Below are 16,223 nucleotides of genomic sequence, written 5' to 3'. Positions count from 1 at the left end.
CGCCCCGCCCCCGCCCGCTCGCTCGCACCCCAAGGAACTTCCACCCGTGCCCTCCCCGCGCACCAGCGCGCCGTCGACGACCACCGGCTCCGACGCGCTCCTCTACCTCCTGTTCGGCGTCCTCGGCGCCGCCATGGCCTTCGGCTCGCTGGCCTGGCTGACCGGCAACCTCACCAACGCCCTCGTCGGAAGCGGCCCGTGGGCCCCGTTCCGCGCCACCGACGCCCTGCTCCACCCGGACATGCTGTGGCCGGCCCTGAGCAGCACCGCGCTGCTGGTCGGCGCCCGCGTCGTTCCCGCCCTGCTCACTCTGGCCCTGCTCACCACCGGTCTGGTGCTGTGGCTGCGCCGACGTGCCGGCGCCAAGACCGGTCTCGCCCGCAAGGGCGACCTGGCGCCGCTGCTGGACAAGGAGATCACCGCCAAGGCCAAGAGCCTGCGTCCGTCCCTCGGCGACCGGGAAAACAAGGAGGTCGCTCCCGCTGACCGCGGCATCCTGCTCGGCACCCTCGACCCGGGCCGGGCCGAGGTCCGGGCCTCGTGGGAGGACGTGATCGTCGCGATCATGGCCCCTCGTTCCGGCAAGACGTCCGGCCTGGCGATCCCCGCGATCCTCGCGGCCCCCGGCCCGGTCCTGCTCACCTCCAACAAGGCGGCGAACGACGCGTTCACCGCGACGGTGGACGCCCGCGCCGAGGTCGGCACGGTCTGGACGCTCGACCCTCAGCAGATCGCCCACCATCCGCGGGAGATGTGGTGGGACATCCTGGCGGACGCCCGCGATCTGGCCGGGGCGAAGCGGCTGGCGGGGCACTTCGTCGCGGCGAGCGCGGACGAGTCGAGCGGCTCCGACTTCTGGTCCACCGCCGCGTCCAACACGCTCGGCGCCCTGTTCCTGGCCGCCGCGAGCCACCGGCGGCCGATCACCGACGTGCTGGCCTGGCTCGCCTCCCCCGCCGACCGGACCCCGGTCGACCTGCTCACCGACGCCGGCCACGACGCGGTCGCCGCCCAGCTCCAGGGCACCGTCTCCGGTGCGACCGAGACCCGTGACGGCATCTATGAGACGGCGCGGCAGTACGCGAGCTGCCTGCTCGACCCGGACGTCGCCGCCTGGGTCACTCCGAACGAGGACCTCCCCGAGTTCAAGCCCCTCGCCTTCGCCACCTCCCGCGACACGCTGTACCTGCTGAGCAAGGACGGCGGCGGCAGCGCGTCGGCGATCATCGCGGCGGCAGCCGACGCGGTGATGCGCGCGGCCGTGATCGTCGCCGAGCGCTCCGGGGGTCGGCTCGACCCGCCAGCCCTGTGTGTCCTTGACGAGGCCGCGAACGTCTGCCGGATCTCTGACTTGCCGGACCTGTACTCGCACCTGGGCAGCCGGGGTGTCATCCCGGTGACGATCCTGCAGTCCTACCGGCAGGGCCAGCGGTGCTGGGGCGAGGCCGGGATGGACGCCCTCTGGTCCGCCGCCACTGTCAAGATCGTCGGCTCGGGCATCGACGACGCGGACTTCGCCGACCGCCTCAGCAGGCAGGTCGGCGACCACGACGTCCAGACCGTCTCGGTCTCCACGAGCGAGGGCGGCAAGTCCACCTCGGTGAGCATGCGCACCGAGCGGATCCTGCCCCCGGACGCGATCCGCGCCCTGCCCAAGGGCAAGGTGCTGCTGCTGGCCACCGGCCTGCGGATCGCCATGCTCAACATCCGGCCCTGGTACAAGGAGCCCTCCGCCAAGGTCGTCGGGCCAGCCTCCGCCCGCGCCACGAAGGCGATCACCGAGCGGGCCCTGGCGAAGACCGTCGGCCACGACGACTTCGGGCTGTCGGCATGAACGCGCCCACGCCGCCCTCCGTCGGGCTGGCCCAGTCGCCGGCCGTCCTGCGCGCAGGCCGGTGGTGGCTGGTCGGCGAGGCCGGGTCGGTTCCGCTCTCCGACCCCGCGTTCATCACCGTGTTGAACGGCTTCGCCGAGGCTCTGTCCGCCGCCGACCGGACGGTCGCCGCTCTGCGTGCCCGACCGGATGAGCCGTCCGCTGCGTCCGTTCCCCGTACGGGAAGCCGCCGGCGATGAACCCGCTGATGGACGCCGAGCAGGCGGTTCTCGGCGCGGTGCTGCTCGACCCGGGCCAGCTCGCGCACCTGGAGTGGCTCGCACCCGATCACTTCTACCGGCCAGTCCACCAGGCCCTGTTCGGCGCGCTGCGCAAGCTCCGGGGCGACGGCCACCCCGCGGCCGAGGGCGAGCGGCCGGTGCCGCTGTCGTGGGTGACCGACGCGGTCACCGAGGCCGGTCTTCACGTACGGGGGCTGACCGCCTCGTACGCCCATGTACTGATCTCGGCCTGTCCGCGTCCCGGGCATGCTCCGGTGTACGGCCGCATGGTGCTGGAGGGGGCGATCCATCGCACCGTCACCGAGCATGCGGTCCGGCTTCACCAGGAGGCGCGCACGGGTGCGCTGCGCGGCGAGGTCGAGGGGACGCTGCACTACGCGGACGTCCTGGCGGGGGTGCTCACGGATCTCGCCCGGCGGTGGGGCACCGAACCGCGACCGGTCGCACCCGCCGTCCCGCCGGCCGTCACCCCGTCCGTCGTTCCTCCGGCGCAGGCCGATCAAACGGCCGAGGACGAGGCGTTCCTCCTGGCCCTCCTCGTCGAGCGACCGGGTGCGATGGGCAAGGTGGTCGACTGGCTGCGGCCGGGTGACTTCGCGGACCCGGTCCACGGACAGCTCTACCGGTGCCTCGGGGCGCTGCACCACCGCGGCGAACCCCTCGACCGGATCACCCTGCTGTGGGAGGCCCAGCGGCGCGGCCTGCTGGCCGACGGCACGCTGTCGAAGGACCGGTTCGCCCTCATCTGCGACGGCGTGGGGGCCGGCAGCGCCGAATGGCTCGGCCAGCAGGTGATGCGCTCCTCGCTCACCCGGACCGCCGCCGCCTCCGCGCGCGTCGTCCGGGCGCTGGCCGAGGACGAGGCCCTGGCTCCGGGGCGGCTGATCAACCACGCCCTGCACGCACTCGGTCCGCTCGACGAGGTCCGCGCACGCTGGCGGACCGCGCACGGCCGGACGGCCTCTCCGTCACCGGCCCCTACGTCTTCTCCGGACGGGCCACCGCCGGCGCGGGTGCACGCGGCTCTCAACCGCAGCGCCCCGCGTGCCGCTCCGTCTTCACCAGACCGGCTCTCCCTCAGGCCCGCCCCAACCGCCGCGCGCCCGCCCTCGCGCACCCACAGCTAACTCTCCCTTTCCACCACTCTGCTCCTCAAAGACGGGATCCACTGTGACCACGAACTCCCTTTCCGACGCCCTGGCCATACGCGCCATGGCCTCGTCCTTCGACGCCCAGCGTGGCAAGCTCCCGGTCCCCGGCGACCCCCACCGCCTCCCCGGAAGCATCGTTGTCGCCCAGCAGATCTCCGAACTCGGCAAGCTGATCACCGAGCTGGGCGACGAGGTCCTCTTCCGCGCCGTCAACAGGGAGGCCGGCTCCCGCACCACCCCGGCCGTCTCCGGTTTCTCCGCCGCCGTCCGGTACGCCGGTGAGGCTGCAACCGCTCTCGGAGAGGTGGCCCAGCAGCTCGCCTTCCTGGAGCAGACCGAACACCTGCACGAGGAGCCCGACGCCCGGGACGCCCGTGAGGCTGCGGGGTTGGTGATCGAAGACCGGCTCGAAACGGCGGACACGGCCCTGCGGGAGGCGGCCGACTCCCTGCACGCCGCCTCGACCACGGTCTCGCCACCGTCCTCCCGGCTCCGGGCCGCTCTCACCCGGACCACCACCCCCGTGTACGGGGCCGCACCAGCTTCCCTCGCTCCGTCGGTGTCGGCGCCGGCTCCCGCAGCCCGGACCGTACGGGGCCGGTGACATGTCCTCCGCCGTCTCCCTCCAGCCGCTGATCGGGTCGCTCTGCTCCGGGTACGGCGGCCTCGACCTGGGGGTGCAGGCCGCTCTCGGCGGCACCCTGACCTGGCACGCGGAGGTCGATCCGAACGCCTCGCGCATCCTGGCCCGCCACTGGCCCGGCGTCCCCAACCTGGGCGACATCACGACCGTCGACTGGTCCGCCGTCCCCCGGGTGTGCGTCCTGACGGCCGGCTTCCCCTGTCAAAGACGTCTCGGTCGCCGGCCGCCGGGCCGGACTCAACGCCCACACCCGCTCGGGGCTGTGGCTGCACGTCGCCCGTGCGGTCGAAGCCCTCCGACCCTGCTTGGTAGTGATCGAGAATGTGCGCGGCCTCCTCACCTCCCCCGCCGGTTCCCCTGGCGACGTGGAACCCTGCCCGTGGTGTCTGGGAGACACCGCAGGTCAGCCTCCTCTGCGGGCACTCGGTGCCGTACTCGGCTCCCTGGCCGACCTCCGGTACGACGCGCAGTGGCTCGTGCTTCGCGCCTCCGACGTCGGAGCCCCGCACCGGCGCGAGCGGACCTTCCTGGCGGCCTGGCCCGCCGGAGACCCTGTTCAAGACGCCTACCAGCAACATCGGGAAGAACGGCGGCTCGCAGCACCCGGCCAAGAGGAAGAGCGGGGGGCACGGGCCGAACCTGGCCGACGAGGTCGAGTGGCTCCTGCCGACCCCGAAGGCGTCGGACGGGATCAAGGGTTCGCCCAACCAGCGGCACGGGAACGGGGACATGACCCTGCCCAGTGCGGCGGCCTCGCTCTCCCCCGCCCGGCGGACCGGAAACGCGAGCACCCGCTCGGGCAGGGACCGGCGCCCTCCCCTGCCGGCGACGGCCCTGCCGTTGTGGGCGGAGAAGGGCCCGGAAGCCGGGGAGGAGGCGGGCAGTGGGGACCGTACGCAGCCGCCATCACCCGATGGGAGAGGCTCACCCGCCCCGCGCCGGCGCCCACCGACACGGCCGGTCGGCTGCGGGCCGACTTCGTCGAGTGGATGCAGGGCCTCGACGCCGGCTGGGTCACCGCCACCCCGGGTCTCGGACGGCCTGCGCAGCTCACCGCCCTCGGCAACGGCGTCGTCCCACAACAAGCTGCTCGGGCCCTGCAGTTGCTGGCGCCACCGTTCCCGTGCTGTCCACGCTGCGCGGCCGGGTAGCGCTCCACTACCGGGTTTTTCCGGCCGGGCCAAACCACGGTTTCTCCGGATCCTGTCGGGCATGTCGCCGTCTCACAGATGGAGCCCGCCCCGATGTCCGACACCAGCCCGACCACCCCCGGCCCCGTGCCGTTCCGGGTCTCCGACGGAGACCTCGACGACCTCGCCAGCGTCCTCGCCAAGACCATCGCGGAGGTCAAGCGCCACGGCGTCATCCTCGACCGCCTCGGCTCCGAGCAGTCCGATCCCGTACCCGCTGCCGACGGGCAGGCGGACGGCGCTACGGAAGCCGGGGCGGCCGACCAGAAGGCCGAGGGTCCCACCTCGGTGTTCATCGTCGCCCTGGGCGGCGAGGCGTACGCCGTCGAACTCGCCGCCCTCAGCAACTGGGTGAACCACCTCCTCCTGCCGGTGTACGGCCGGGAGATCAGCACGACGCGTCCGTGGTGCGCGCAGTGGCACGAGCACCCGGAGGCCGTCGCCCGCCTCCACGCGCTCTGGCTCGCGTGGCAGCAGCTCACCGACACGGAGGCCGGTCTGGCAGGTCCGTCGACCTGGCACCGCGACCACCTGGACCAGGCCCTGGTGCACCTGCGTGCCCCGGACAGTCCGTTCGCCGCGTGCACGACGAGCCCGACCCGGCCCAACCACCGGGTCCTGTCCACTCCCGCCCCCGAGTACGCGGAGGCGGCGGCGTGAACGACGACTTCGACTTCGACTTCGATCTCGACGAACTCGCCCCGGCCGATGACGCGTCCGCGGACGCAGTGGAGCGATTCTGGTCCGGCGACCTGAGGGCGCTGTCCCAGCACCACACCACGCCGAACGGCTCCCACAGCTTCGTCGTCGCCCACGATCAGTCCGTCACGTGGGGGGTGCCCGGCGAGCCACAGGTCATGGCGATCGCGGTCGCGCGAGACCTGAGCCGGTTCACGTTCACCCTGGAGACGAGCTACCACGCGACGGTGTCCTTCGCCCAGGCGTGGCTGGTCGAGCGCGGCTGCCCGCCCGAGAAGATCGGCAAGGTCCACGGCGACGCCGTGAAGCCCGCCGACGACCTCACGATCCAGGTCGAGCGACAGATCCAGGGATCGGGCACGCGGTACGAGGTCCTCGACACCCACACCTCGGACTTCGTCCCGAGCGAGACGTGGACACTGACCCGGGACACCCAGCCTTCCGAGGCGCCGATCCGGGTCTTCCACGAAATGTGGGACCACGCCGCCGGCACGTACACGATGCGCGAGGGCGCGTTCGCAGACGAGGACGCCGCCCGCGCCTGGCTGGACGTCCGGGACGGCCCGCTGCCCGAGCCACCGGAGTACCGCTACGCCGACGGCGCCGTACTCCGGGCCCGCGCCGCCCTCTCCCGGTCGGCCGACACCCCCGCGATACCGAAGGCCGGCGTCGACGCCCCCCGCACACCGCCGGCCGCACCAGACCGCCGCCCAGCCCAAGGACGGCTGCTGTGAGCCGCGCCCGCTTCGCCTTCGCCGCGCACCCCGATGCCATCGCGGACCTGCGGGAACTCCCGGACTACATCCGCGACCTGGCGCTGCTGGAACTACAGAACCTGGTCCACGGAAGCGACGACTGCCTGCCGTTGAAGGGCCGCCTCGCCGGCTACCACAAGGTCTACGTCGACCCGTCCGTGTCCTACCGGCTGGTCATCCAGTTCCGCCCGGCCCCTCCGACCTCGAACCACAAGCGCGAGATCTACCTGGTCGCCGCCGGGAGCCGGAAGGACTACGCGGTCTACCGCACGGCCCACCTGCGCACCGCCCCGACGCAGAACACCGAGGCGGCCTCCGCCGCCGAGGCCCGCGTCCAGGCCGCCCGGTCCCGCTCCTCCCTCACCGCCGACCGCCCGCCGGCCACCCCGGCAACTCCCGCACCGGCGGTCCCCACCACGACCGCCGCCTCCCGAAAGGCCCCCTCGCGATGACCGACGACCGCGCCCCCCTGTCCCGTACCGAACTCGCGGGCCTTCTCACCGAGGCCGCGCAGAGCGTCTCGGGCATCGTGACCGCCGAGTACCCGACGGCCGCCAGCCGCTCCTACCTGCACCCCGTGCTGGGCCCGCTGTCCGCCGGACCTCGGGTGGTCGGTGAGCTGAACGACCGGCTCGAAGGGCTTGTGGCCGCCGTGCCCCGCCCGGCCACGCCGGCGGGACTGTTCACCCTTGCCTCCTACGCCGCCGCGCTGGGCTGGCTCACCGAGTCCTTCACCGAGCTGACCGCCTCGGTCGACCAGATCTGCACCCGCGTGGGCATCCCCTCCGAGCCCCGGGACCCGGCCTTCGCCACTTCCGGCGATGCCGGCCAGGACGGCGAGTTCGATCTCGCGTTCAACGCGCTGGAGCTGGCGGCGATCCGGACCGCCGCCGAGGCCGCCGGCCTTTCACCGAGCGACTACGTCGAGGTCCTCTCCCAGTCGCTGCTCGCCGCCTCCCGGATCACCGACGCCTGTATGGAGATCTCCAGCGGGCTGCTCGAAGACGCCGCGTACGTCCTGGACGAGGCGAGCGACCACGTCCGGACCGACGACGGACCGAACAACCTGCCCACCCTGGTCCGTTCCCTGCTCGCCCGGATGGATACGGCCCGGTGAACCCCTACGGCCCGAACGAGGAGCCCGGTCTCCACCTCGTCGCCGAGCCGGTCGCCGAGTCCGTCGCCAGGACGGCCAACACGGCCTCCCGCTCCCGCTGCCTCCATCCCGACAGGACGCTTCCATGCCCACCCCCGCTCAGCCCCCCGCCTTCTCCTTCGAATCGGTCGACGCACAGCGCGTCGAGGATGCACTCGCCCTGATGGGGCCGAAGTGGACCACCTGGACCGTGATGACCATGCTCCAGGAGGGCCGTCCTCTACAGGTGCGGGACGTCGCCGCCAGGCTTCCCTTCGTCAGCGAGCAGCTGGTCGGCAAGCGCCTGGCCACCATGCGCACGGACGGACTGGTCATCCGAGCCGACACCGGCCACGGGGCTCCGTACCGGCTCAGCGCTCTCGGCGAGTCCCTGACGCCCGTGCACCGCACCTTGGCCGACTGGTCCCGGAACTACCTGTCGGCTGGCGCGACAGCCGAAGCCGAGCGCGTCGAGGACGCCGTGCAGCGCCTGCGGCTGCGGCACACCACCGCCATGGTCCAGGTCCTCGACAAGGGCGGTCCTATGCGGTTCGTCCACATCGCCGAACAGGCCGGTCTGGACTACGCCTTCACCCAGCACCGTCTTCTCCGGCTCCAGGCCGACGGCCTGGTCACCCGCACGGGCCCGCGCCACGGCGCCCCCTACGTCCTGACTGACGCAGGCCGGGCACTGGGGCCCGTCTACGCGGTCGTCGACCACTGGAGCGCTGCCCTGCCCACGCGATGGACTACGCCATCTCCCGCCTCCGTCACAGCAGCCCAGCGGACCCACCCCGGCATCCCGTTGGGGGCGGACGGTGCCCGGACCGCAGCGGCCCTGCGCCGGAGCACCGCTGTGCCGGCCTCCCCGTTCAGCCACGCCCCCAGCCGCAACCGCGGGTGCCGTCCTACGTGACCGCCCAGTCCACTCCGGGGCGGTCACAGTGAGCCGGGCGGTGCTGAGAACCGCGGCGCCTCTCCACCTCGCCATGGTGCTCGCGCGCGCTCCGGCCACCCACTCTCTGTGCGCGCGGGCCCCTCCCCTTCTCCCTCCGTGCCTGGAGCTTCGACCATGCCTCCCTTTTCCGACCCGTCCCGCTTTGAAGAGGTACTGGTCAGCCCCCTGTATCTCGCTGGCTCCAACGGGGCCGGTGACGTCGGCTTCGCCCCCGTGGCCCACTGGCCGCACCACCACCTCGACAACGGCCCCTGCCAGCTCCTCGTCACCTCGCCCGACCAGCGCATCAGGATCGGCTGGTTCGGCGACGACTTCGACCTGTGGAAGATCACCGCCGCCGAGGAGGCCGTTGCCCCGCCCCGCTGGACGGCAACCTTCAACCACGTCACCCCGGGCGAGATCGTCGCCGGCCTCACCACCGCCCTGGCCCAGGACTACGCCGCGTCCGACCCGTACGAGAACAACGGGCGCTTCCTGGCGGCCCCTTCGCTCGACCGGGCCGACGCCGTCCGGCCGCTGCTCGACGTCGGCTGGCGCCTTGAGCCGGCCATGCGCGGAACCGTCAGCGTCAGGGCTCCCGACGGCCAAGCAGGCGCCCTGATCCGGAACGATCTCCCTCCCTGGGACGATGAGGCCGTCACGCTGTGGGCCGGACCTCGGGGCTGGGGGACGCGGGCGGAGGCGGTATTCACTGCGCGAACCCCGGCCCACCTGATCGCCGCGACGGCCGCCGCGATGGCGAGTTCGGCTCCGGTGGTCCGCGAGCGGCACATGATCCACCGCGAGGTGGAACACCTGGTCACGCTGACCCCGGTCGCCCCGGCTGCCACTCCTCAGGTCTCTCGCGCTCCGACCCCGCTCGACGTGCGGCGTACCGCCGTCACCGAGGCCGTCCGCCGGGCCGCGCGCGCTCCGCGGACAGCCGCCGACCGCCGCGTGATGGCGGCCCAGAGCCGCACCACGTCCTCGGCCCGCATGCGGTCCTCCCCCCTTGCGCCCGCCGCCGAAGCCCGGCCGCCAGTCGCTTCGTCGCCGCGCCGGCACAGCCGCTGAATCCCGCCCGGCCCCACCCAGACGCTCCCCCTTCGCCTCTTTGCACACCGGGAGTCCCTCATGCCCGACACCACCGCGCTCGACCAGGCCACCTCCATGATCGAGAAAGCCTGGGCCCAGCCCATCGAAGTCCTGGAGGTCCTCGCGGTCCGCCGCCCCTGCGAGGACCCGCTCCTGCGCTCGGCCATGCACATCCGTACGGCCCTGGCGATCACCGACAACGCGGCGGCCGTCCACCAGGAACGGCTGCACGCCCTGACCCGGCCCGGGTACGTGCCGGCGTACTACGAGCTGGACCGGATCGTCAGCTCGGCCGCCGACCTTCGCGTCGCGCTCGCGGAGAGCGGTGCACACGTGCAGGCGATCCGGCGGGTGGTCGAGGCACGTGAAGCCTCCTCGACTGCGGACCGTGGCCCGGCGCCGAGCATGTCCCGGGCCGCTGTCGCCCGCTCGGGGATCGCCCCGCGCACCCCGGGCCGGCTGCCCGACCAGCCGGTTCCTGCGGCTGCCGCCGGGCCACGGGCGCCCGCCTCGGGGCCGCGTCGCTGACCGGTCAGGCGAGGTCCTCGTCGTGGTGGGCTTCGTCGGTACAGGTGCCCACCGCGCGGGCCAGCTCCTCCACCGTCAGCTCGACGCGCCGGCCGTCCGCGACCCGGTGCTCCACCACTGTCTCTTCGTCCGACCACCGGTCGGACTGCGCTCCGACGCCCCACTGACCGTCGGCGACCATCGAGATGTCGCCGACGGTCCACGGCCGCCCGGCGGCACGGATCTTGCGCTCCAGCCCGGCCCCGTCCCAGTGTCTGCTCGGCTCCGTCATCCCTGCTCCCCCTCCAGTCCTGTACGGCTCGTTGCCGTAACCCGGTTACGACAACTCCGGCCGCCGTTCCATTCCCGCGCTGCCGACGTCCTCGACTGCTGCCCGTGGCCAGTTCGCCCACGGCAGACGGGTCACTCCCGGAAACGACTACGGACTTCGGCACACCCCATGTCAACGTACGGGTGTCGAGAAAAACCGCAGGTCAACGAAGGGATCGTCCAACCGTGAACGCCTCCGCCACCCTCCTGCCCGCCGTCGTCCGCCCCTCCGTGGAAGACCGCCACTGGCTCTCCTCGGACCACTGCGCCACCCCGGTCCTCGAACTCCTCCACGCCCTCGACTGGGTGGTCGTCGACACCCCGGAGGCCAACGTCCACGCGACGAGCCCGGACGGCCGCGTCTACGTCGGCTGGCTCCCCGAGGACCCCGCCGCCTGGACGCGCGACATCGTCTGGCGCGTCCAGGTGCTGCCCACAGACGGCGACGCGTGGACCCAGGAGTTCGGCACCCACACCCCCGCCGAAGCGGTGGCCGGATTCATCGCCGCCCTCGTCGCCCACTCCTCCCGCTGAACCAGTGGCAGGGGCGGACGGGTGAACGTCTGCCCCTGCCGCCTGTTCTTACCGACTGGCCCTCTGAGCGGGCCCCGGCCGACCGCCCCCTCCCACTTCACCGGTCCACCAGGAGGTCCCGATCCCACGCATGCTCCTGGCCACCCGCCCCGGCTACCGCCGCAAGTGCGCCTTCGCCCGCCACTGCACCTGCTATCACCTCCCCGGCCGGTACGGCCGCCGCGCAAAGCTCCTTCGCCGCCGGGCCGCACGCCGAACCGAACAACGCCAATGGCGGCACCGCCCCTTCGAATGACCAAGCTCCTCCCGGCCTCCACCTCCAGAGGCCGGAACCTCCTACCCCGCACAAGGGCCTCGACATGGCATTCCGCGCTCCGCTCACCAACCACCACGCCGACGGCACCCTCTGCCCGGCGGACCACAGGCACACCAGCTCCGGCAAACCGCTCCACGACGACTGTTCGGGCCACGCGTACACCCAGGCCGTCTGCTCCTGCGGCTGGAAGATGAGGCAGCCCGGCAAGGGCTACGTCGCCGAGTGCCGCAAGCGGCACCTCGCCGGCCACGCCCAGGGACCGAAGGTCCTCCGGGACCTGCTCCGTCTTGACGCCTCCTGACGCTCCCACCCCGTACGCCCTCACTTCCTCCGGAGGCTTCCGTGCCCCAGTCCATGACCGTCGGCCACCTGCTCCGTCAGCTCCAAGACCTCGACCCCACGCTGCCGATCCGCCTCGCCGTCAGCCCTGACTGGCCCTTCGCCCACTACGTGGCGGCCGAGGTCGTCGTCCGGGACGGCAAAGCGTTCATCGTCGACGACGGCCAGGAGGGCTACCTCCCCCCGTCGGTGCGCAACGCCCTCTCCTGGTCCTGACCTCTCTCCCCCCTACGCCTTGGAGGCTTCCATCTCGCCGCGCACACACCCGCTGCACGGCCTCGCCGTTCGCCCCATGCCGGACGGCGTCCGCGGCGCGCTCATCCAGCGCGTCTCTCCTCAGCACGACGGTCCGCTCGACGTCACCTGGCTTCCCGCCGACGCCCCGAAGCTCCCCCTCGGCCGCATCCGCCTCCACTGGGAGCCCGCTTCCCGCGCCGGCTGGAACGTCAGCGCACACCTGGGTCTGGCCACCACCGAGGTGCACCTCGCCTCCTGGCCCACCGCCCCGGACGACTGGCCGCGCCTGGTCCGCCCGACCCTTCACGAGGTGACCGGCCTCTGCGCAGCCCTCGTGGTCGCGACCGGCGCCCTCGACCTCTCGAACCGCCTCTCCGGGGCCTGACCGACAAGCACACCAGGCCGCCTCTCGCCGACCAGGCAGGGGCGGCTTCGTCATACCGTCCCGCCCGCGCGTGCGTACGCTCATCCTCGACGAACAAGGAGGACATCGTGGCCGACCAGCCGCTCTGGGGGTACCCGGAGGTTGCCGCCCACCTGGGCATCAGCGTCCAGGCCGCCCGTAGCCGCAAAAGCCGGGGCAGCCTGCCCGCTCCCGACGACACCACCGTGCCGGACCGGCCCCGCTGGAAGCCGGGCACGTTCCAGGGATGGAAGCCGGTCGGCCGGGGCTTCCGCAGCGACCTGCGCAACACACCGACTCCCCCAGCCTCGTTCTCCGCTCCGGAAGCGTCCTGAAGCACCTTCTCACCGGAACCTTCGCGGTCACCGCCGCTGGCGCGGTCACCGCCGCCGTCGCCACTGCTCAGGACAACTTCTTAAGGCGGCCGGAGATCACCGCGCCGACCGTGCGGCACAGAGGGTCGGGCAGAGGGCGGGCAATCGCTCCCACGGCAGCGGCACCGGCCACCCCGCCGCGAGGAGCCCGGACACATCAGGCCCTGGTCCCGGAGCGCGACTCCAACCCCGTTGCTAGGGTGAAACGTTGGTTTCGATCAGGGGTGGGGGACCCATGACGTTCGACGACGAGTGGGCGGCACTCAAGTCCGACGCGCGAGACAGGCAGTCGGCGCAGATGAGCCTCAACACGGCTGGGGCCCAGCCCGGTGTTCCGGCATCCGGTACCGGTTCCGACCTCGTGGTGCACCGGGACGAGCTGGGCGCGGTCGGTAACGAGGCCTTCCGGATCCACGGCGAGCTGCGGAAGCGTGCTGACGTGGCGGGCGCCGGTGCCGACAAGGCCGGCGCGGGGACCACTGCGCGGGCTGCGGCGGAGTTGCAGGGTCACAACTTCAGCGCGGGTGGCGAGTTGTACACCACGCTCGAAGTCTGGACTTCGCAGGTGAAGACAGTTCTACAGATGTTCGCGCATATCTCCAACCACCTGGACTACTCGAAGAAGTCGCACGCCAACGACGACGTGGAGATCGCCGCCACGCTCAGAGGGCGGGACGGCTCCGCGGTGCCGGTGTCGGAGTTGCAGAAGTACGTGAAGTGATCAGGGGGAGCGGGACAGCATGGGGGCGTTCTCGTACACGGATCTGGTTGAAGCCGACCTGGACAAGCTGAGCTCGGCGGCCGAGGACTGGTCCTCGACGGCTGCCGGTCTGAAAAGGTTAACAACCGAGGTCTACAGCGGTCTCCTGCAGTTGTCCGACGGGGCCGACTGGGCTGGGCTGAATGCGGCCGTCACCAAGGAGTTCATCCGCAAGTCGGTCAAAGAGGTCGCGGATCTCCAGATGGAGGCGCAGAGCATCGCGTCAGTCCTCCGGGACGGGCACGCCGAGCTGAAGCACATCCAGAAGCGTGCTCGCGAGCTTTCCGCGGAGGCCCGCAAGGGTGATCCTGACCGGTCGGCGGGCCCTGATCCGGGGCTGTTGGTGTCGGATGGTCCCAACGGGACAGTGAAGGTCATGGAGGCCTTCTGCGGTGTGGAGGGCACGTCCCAGCGGACCAAGGATCTGATGCAGTGGTACGCCGATACCCTCACGGGTCTGGTGGCGCACGCGGCCGAGATCGACGCCGCCGTGACCCGGGCGCTGAAGCGAAGCCACGGCGGCGACCCGCACAACGCGGGGCACGCAACGTACACGTCGCTCGACGAGGACCAACTCCCCCGCGCCACCAAGCTCGCCTCCCTCGGGGGCGATGCGAACACGGCGCAGCGGGCCGAGCTGCGGCGGCTGTGGACATCGCTGAGCCCCCAGGCTCGTGCGGAGTTGTGGACCGGGCACAGGGACGGCCTTCTCGCGGCGGGACTGCTCGCTCCGACCATCAAGAAGGCCGCCCCCGACCGGGGCTCCGGGCCCCACGGTGTCGAAGCTCCGGGAGCCGAGGAGCGCAGGACCCGGGAGAAGATGAACCTGATCGCCGAGGCCGCCGACTGGAAGGGCGACAACGACGCCGCGCGGCACATGGCGCACTACCTCGGGAACAGCGGGACGGACATGGAGCTGCCCGTCGACAAAATGATGTCGGACGTGCCCGGCTTCAACGCGCACATTGAGGACGGCATCAGGGAACATCAGGCGGCTTGGCGCGACGACGCTCTCGCGGAGTTCCGGCGCAATGGCGGACAACCCGTCTCGATGTTGGTGGAGACCGGAAACCGGGACTTCTCCTTCACACGGGAGGTGAACAACAACTGGTTCTACGCAGTCGGGTCCACCCGGTCGAACGTGACCGGGGTGGTCACCGTCATAGCGGACGAGAACGGGCAGCCCAAGGTCGGTCTCGACTACCAGGCCAACGCCTGGGACCGCTACAACTGGGACGAGAGCAAAGGCGTGACCATCGATCTCCCGTGGGGCGGCGAAATGAGCATTCCGGACGGTCAGATGGCCCGCCTCCACACCACGGGCATCGCCCAGGAGTTCGACATGGCGGGCAGCAGCTCCGTCAAACACTACGATCTGGGCGGACTCGCCCCGAACCAGGGCTCTCTGCCGCAGCCGGACCAGCCGGGCCGCGAGGGCGACCGGACGGATCCGGGTCGTGAGCAGCAGGAAGCGCGATAGAGGATCACGGATGGACACCTTTCCCCCGACCGCTGCCGGCACCCGGCCCGTGCGCCGCCGCCGTGTGCCGGTCGCAGTCGTCGTCCTTGCGGTTTTCCTCGGCTGCGTCGCCACCGCGATCGGTGTGGTGTCCTGGGTCGCCGATGACGTGTCGTCGGATCTGACGGACCAGGAAATGACGTGTTGCTGGGAAGAAGGGGCCACGCCCGCCTGGATGAGCGACCAGCTCGGTATCCGCATTCCGGAGGGAGCCTCGGACCGGCGGTCGGGCTACAAGACCGGCCAGCGTTACGACACCGGCCTGCTCGCCTTCGTCCTGCCGAGCGAGGACGCGGAGCGGTACACGGGCAGACTCGTCCGGAGCGGCACCGAGATGATCGGGAACTTTCACCCCGAGGAGAAGGGCTACCGGCCCGCCGCCGCCTTCGGTCACCTCGGACTGCCTGAACCCGAGACGCTCGTCCAGGGCCTCCGGAAGGCCAGCCTGTGCCCGGAGGACCTGGCGTCCCCGGAGGGCAGATACCTCCGGCGCTGCGTCGACCTCTTCGCCCACGAGTTCACACCCGGCACCACGCGGATCTACGTCCGGTCGACCATCGAACCGTCCATCACGCCTCCACCCGCGAGCAGCGCTCCTTAGAGCACCCGACGCGGCTGACCAGCTTGAACGCCGAGGGGCGCCACCGACGTATCGGTGGCGCCCCTCGGCGTTTTACCTCTCGCTCGTCTACTTCAGGTAGATGCCCGCGAAGGCGCCGTCGAAGCCGAGCGCGGTGAGGGCCCGCTCGACGCTGGGGTAGTTCGTGACGTCCGGGGTGCCGATCAGAGCGTCGAAGTCGGCGCGGCTGATCTCGGGTTCGAGCCACTGGTCACCGCACCGGCAGCAGACCCAGACGTTGCGGCCGTGGTTGATGAGCAGCCAGTCGCGTCGGGCCTGACAGCCCGAGCACATCGCGGGGATGCCGCCGAGGGCCAGCTCGTGCGGGTGGCTGAGGCAGCGGGTCGCGCCGGGGCCGTCGGCCGGCTCTGTCTCGTTCTGGAGGTGCAGCAGGGGATCGGTACCGGCGAGGAGGGCGGGCAGCACGGGTGCCGGCTCGGTGGTGTGGTCGGTGGTTCTGAACACGAGCGTCATCTCCCGGTCGAGGGCTTGCTGTTTTCAGCCGTAACAGCCGGTGGAACCGCCTGTCCAGGCGTTTCGAGGCATCCGGCGGCCGGTGACCGGC

21 protein-coding genes and 1 pseudogene are annotated in these 16,223 nt (G+C 71.7%); 20 read left to right on the top strand and 2 right to left on the bottom strand.

Going from position 1 to position 16,223, the window contains the following annotated elements; all coding sequences use genetic code 11:
• Positions 1-46 precede the first annotated feature (46 nt).
• From AB0E19_RS23075 to AB0E19_RS23020, 12 genes and pseudogenes are all read left to right on the top strand, one after another.
• Positions 47-1,834 carry a TraM recognition domain-containing protein gene (locus AB0E19_RS23075; RefSeq protein ID WP_362183452.1) on the top strand — a complete coding sequence of 596 codons (1,788 nt, stop codon included), beginning with the start codon at positions 47-49 and terminating at the stop codon, positions 1,832-1,834.
• 235 nt (positions 1,835-2,069) lie between these two features.
• The gene (locus AB0E19_RS23070) at positions 2,070-3,242 is read left to right on the top strand and encodes a DnaB-like helicase N-terminal domain-containing protein (protein WP_362183244.1); all 1,173 of its coding nucleotides are present in this window, start codon (positions 2,070-2,072) and stop codon (positions 3,240-3,242) included.
• Between the two features lie 43 nt (positions 3,243-3,285).
• A complete protein-coding gene (locus tag AB0E19_RS23065; protein ID WP_362183241.1) occupies positions 3,286-3,870 on the top strand; it encodes a hypothetical protein in 585 nt (194 codons plus the stop codon).
• A gap of 1 nt (position 3,871) precedes the next feature.
• Positions 3,872-4,054, top strand: a pseudogene (locus AB0E19_RS23060) (hypothetical protein); the annotation flags it as partial.
• 115 nt (positions 4,055-4,169) lie between these two features.
• The gene (locus AB0E19_RS23055) at positions 4,170-5,060 is read left to right on the top strand and encodes a DNA cytosine methyltransferase (protein WP_362183449.1); all 891 of its coding nucleotides are present in this window, start codon (positions 4,170-4,172) and stop codon (positions 5,058-5,060) included.
• A 93-nt stretch (positions 5,061-5,153) separates the two neighbouring features.
• The gene (locus AB0E19_RS23050) at positions 5,154-5,759 is read left to right on the top strand and encodes a DUF4913 domain-containing protein (RefSeq protein ID WP_362183238.1); all 606 of its coding nucleotides are present in this window, start codon (positions 5,154-5,156) and stop codon (positions 5,757-5,759) included.
• On the top strand, positions 5,756-6,532 hold the full coding sequence (locus tag AB0E19_RS23045; RefSeq protein ID WP_362183235.1) for a glycosyl hydrolase: 777 nt from the start codon (positions 5,756-5,758) through the stop codon (positions 6,530-6,532). Before AB0E19_RS23050 ends, AB0E19_RS23045 begins: the two co-directional genes overlap by 4 nt.
• Complete coding sequence (locus AB0E19_RS23040) at positions 6,529-7,005, top strand: hypothetical protein (RefSeq protein WP_362183232.1); 477 nt, start codon at positions 6,529-6,531, stop codon at positions 7,003-7,005. The genes AB0E19_RS23045 and AB0E19_RS23040 overlap by 4 nt, the downstream gene beginning before the upstream one ends.
• The gene (locus AB0E19_RS23035; protein ID WP_362183229.1) at positions 7,002-7,670 is read left to right on the top strand and encodes a hypothetical protein; all 669 of its coding nucleotides are present in this window, start codon (positions 7,002-7,004) and stop codon (positions 7,668-7,670) included. The genes AB0E19_RS23040 and AB0E19_RS23035 overlap by 4 nt, the downstream gene beginning before the upstream one ends.
• Positions 7,671-7,794: 124 nt before the next feature.
• Positions 7,795-8,604, top strand: coding sequence for a winged helix-turn-helix transcriptional regulator (locus AB0E19_RS23030; protein WP_362183226.1), 810 nt, complete (start codon positions 7,795-7,797; stop codon positions 8,602-8,604).
• A gap of 156 nt (positions 8,605-8,760) precedes the next feature.
• Complete coding sequence (locus tag AB0E19_RS23025) at positions 8,761-9,699, top strand: DUF317 domain-containing protein (protein WP_362183223.1); 939 nt, start codon at positions 8,761-8,763, stop codon at positions 9,697-9,699.
• A 60-nt stretch (positions 9,700-9,759) separates the two neighbouring features.
• The gene (locus AB0E19_RS23020; RefSeq protein WP_362183220.1) at positions 9,760-10,248 is read left to right on the top strand and encodes a hypothetical protein; all 489 of its coding nucleotides are present in this window, start codon (positions 9,760-9,762) and stop codon (positions 10,246-10,248) included.
• Between the two features lie 4 nt (positions 10,249-10,252).
• Here AB0E19_RS23020 and AB0E19_RS23015 read toward each other — a convergent pair whose 3' ends face one another.
• Positions 10,253-10,519, bottom strand: a complete 267-nt coding sequence (locus tag AB0E19_RS23015; protein ID WP_362183217.1) for a hypothetical protein — start codon at positions 10,517-10,519, stop codon at positions 10,253-10,255.
• A gap of 224 nt (positions 10,520-10,743) precedes the next feature.
• On the opposite strand from AB0E19_RS23015, the gene AB0E19_RS23010 reads away from it, so the two are divergent.
• From AB0E19_RS23010 to AB0E19_RS22975, 8 genes are all read left to right on the top strand, one after another.
• The gene (locus AB0E19_RS23010) at positions 10,744-11,091 is read left to right on the top strand and encodes a DUF317 domain-containing protein (protein ID WP_362183214.1); all 348 of its coding nucleotides are present in this window, start codon (positions 10,744-10,746) and stop codon (positions 11,089-11,091) included.
• Between the two features lie 359 nt (positions 11,092-11,450).
• Positions 11,451-11,708 (top strand): hypothetical protein, encoded by a 258-nt coding sequence (locus tag AB0E19_RS23005; RefSeq protein WP_362183211.1) that lies wholly within the window; start codon positions 11,451-11,453, stop codon positions 11,706-11,708.
• Positions 11,709-11,749: 41 nt separating this feature from the next.
• On the top strand, positions 11,750-11,962 hold the full coding sequence (locus AB0E19_RS23000; protein WP_362183208.1) for a hypothetical protein: 213 nt from the start codon (positions 11,750-11,752) through the stop codon (positions 11,960-11,962).
• 76 nt (positions 11,963-12,038) lie between these two features.
• The gene (locus AB0E19_RS22995; RefSeq protein ID WP_362183205.1) at positions 12,039-12,368 is read left to right on the top strand and encodes an esterase; all 330 of its coding nucleotides are present in this window, start codon (positions 12,039-12,041) and stop codon (positions 12,366-12,368) included.
• A 107-nt stretch (positions 12,369-12,475) separates the two neighbouring features.
• Positions 12,476-12,721: a MarR family transcriptional regulator gene (locus tag AB0E19_RS22990; protein WP_362183202.1), complete on the top strand. Its 246-nt coding sequence runs from the start codon at positions 12,476-12,478 to the stop codon at positions 12,719-12,721.
• A 274-nt stretch (positions 12,722-12,995) separates the two neighbouring features.
• Entirely contained in the window at positions 12,996-13,481 is a 486-nt protein-coding gene (locus AB0E19_RS22985; protein ID WP_362183199.1) for a hypothetical protein, read from the top strand.
• Between the two features lie 19 nt (positions 13,482-13,500).
• Positions 13,501-15,000: a hypothetical protein gene (locus AB0E19_RS22980; RefSeq protein ID WP_362183196.1), complete on the top strand. Its 1,500-nt coding sequence runs from the start codon at positions 13,501-13,503 to the stop codon at positions 14,998-15,000.
• Positions 15,001-15,010: 10 nt separating this feature from the next.
• Complete coding sequence (locus AB0E19_RS22975) at positions 15,011-15,640, top strand: hypothetical protein (protein WP_362183193.1); 630 nt, start codon at positions 15,011-15,013, stop codon at positions 15,638-15,640.
• Between the two features lie 87 nt (positions 15,641-15,727).
• Here the strand turns inward: AB0E19_RS22975 and AB0E19_RS22970 are convergent, their stop codons facing one another.
• Positions 15,728-16,132 carry a hypothetical protein gene (locus tag AB0E19_RS22970; RefSeq protein WP_362183189.1) on the bottom strand — a complete coding sequence of 135 codons (405 nt, stop codon included), beginning with the start codon at positions 16,130-16,132 and terminating at the stop codon, positions 15,728-15,730.
• Between the last annotated feature and the right edge of the window lie 91 nt (positions 16,133-16,223).

Origin of the sequence: Streptomyces sp. NPDC047974, assembly GCF_040653375.1 — a bacterium.
Taxonomy (GTDB): Bacteria; Actinomycetota; Actinomycetes; order Streptomycetales; family Streptomycetaceae; genus Streptomyces.
Note: the sequence above shows the minus strand (reverse complement) of the source record. Positions and strands in the feature narration are given on the sequence as shown.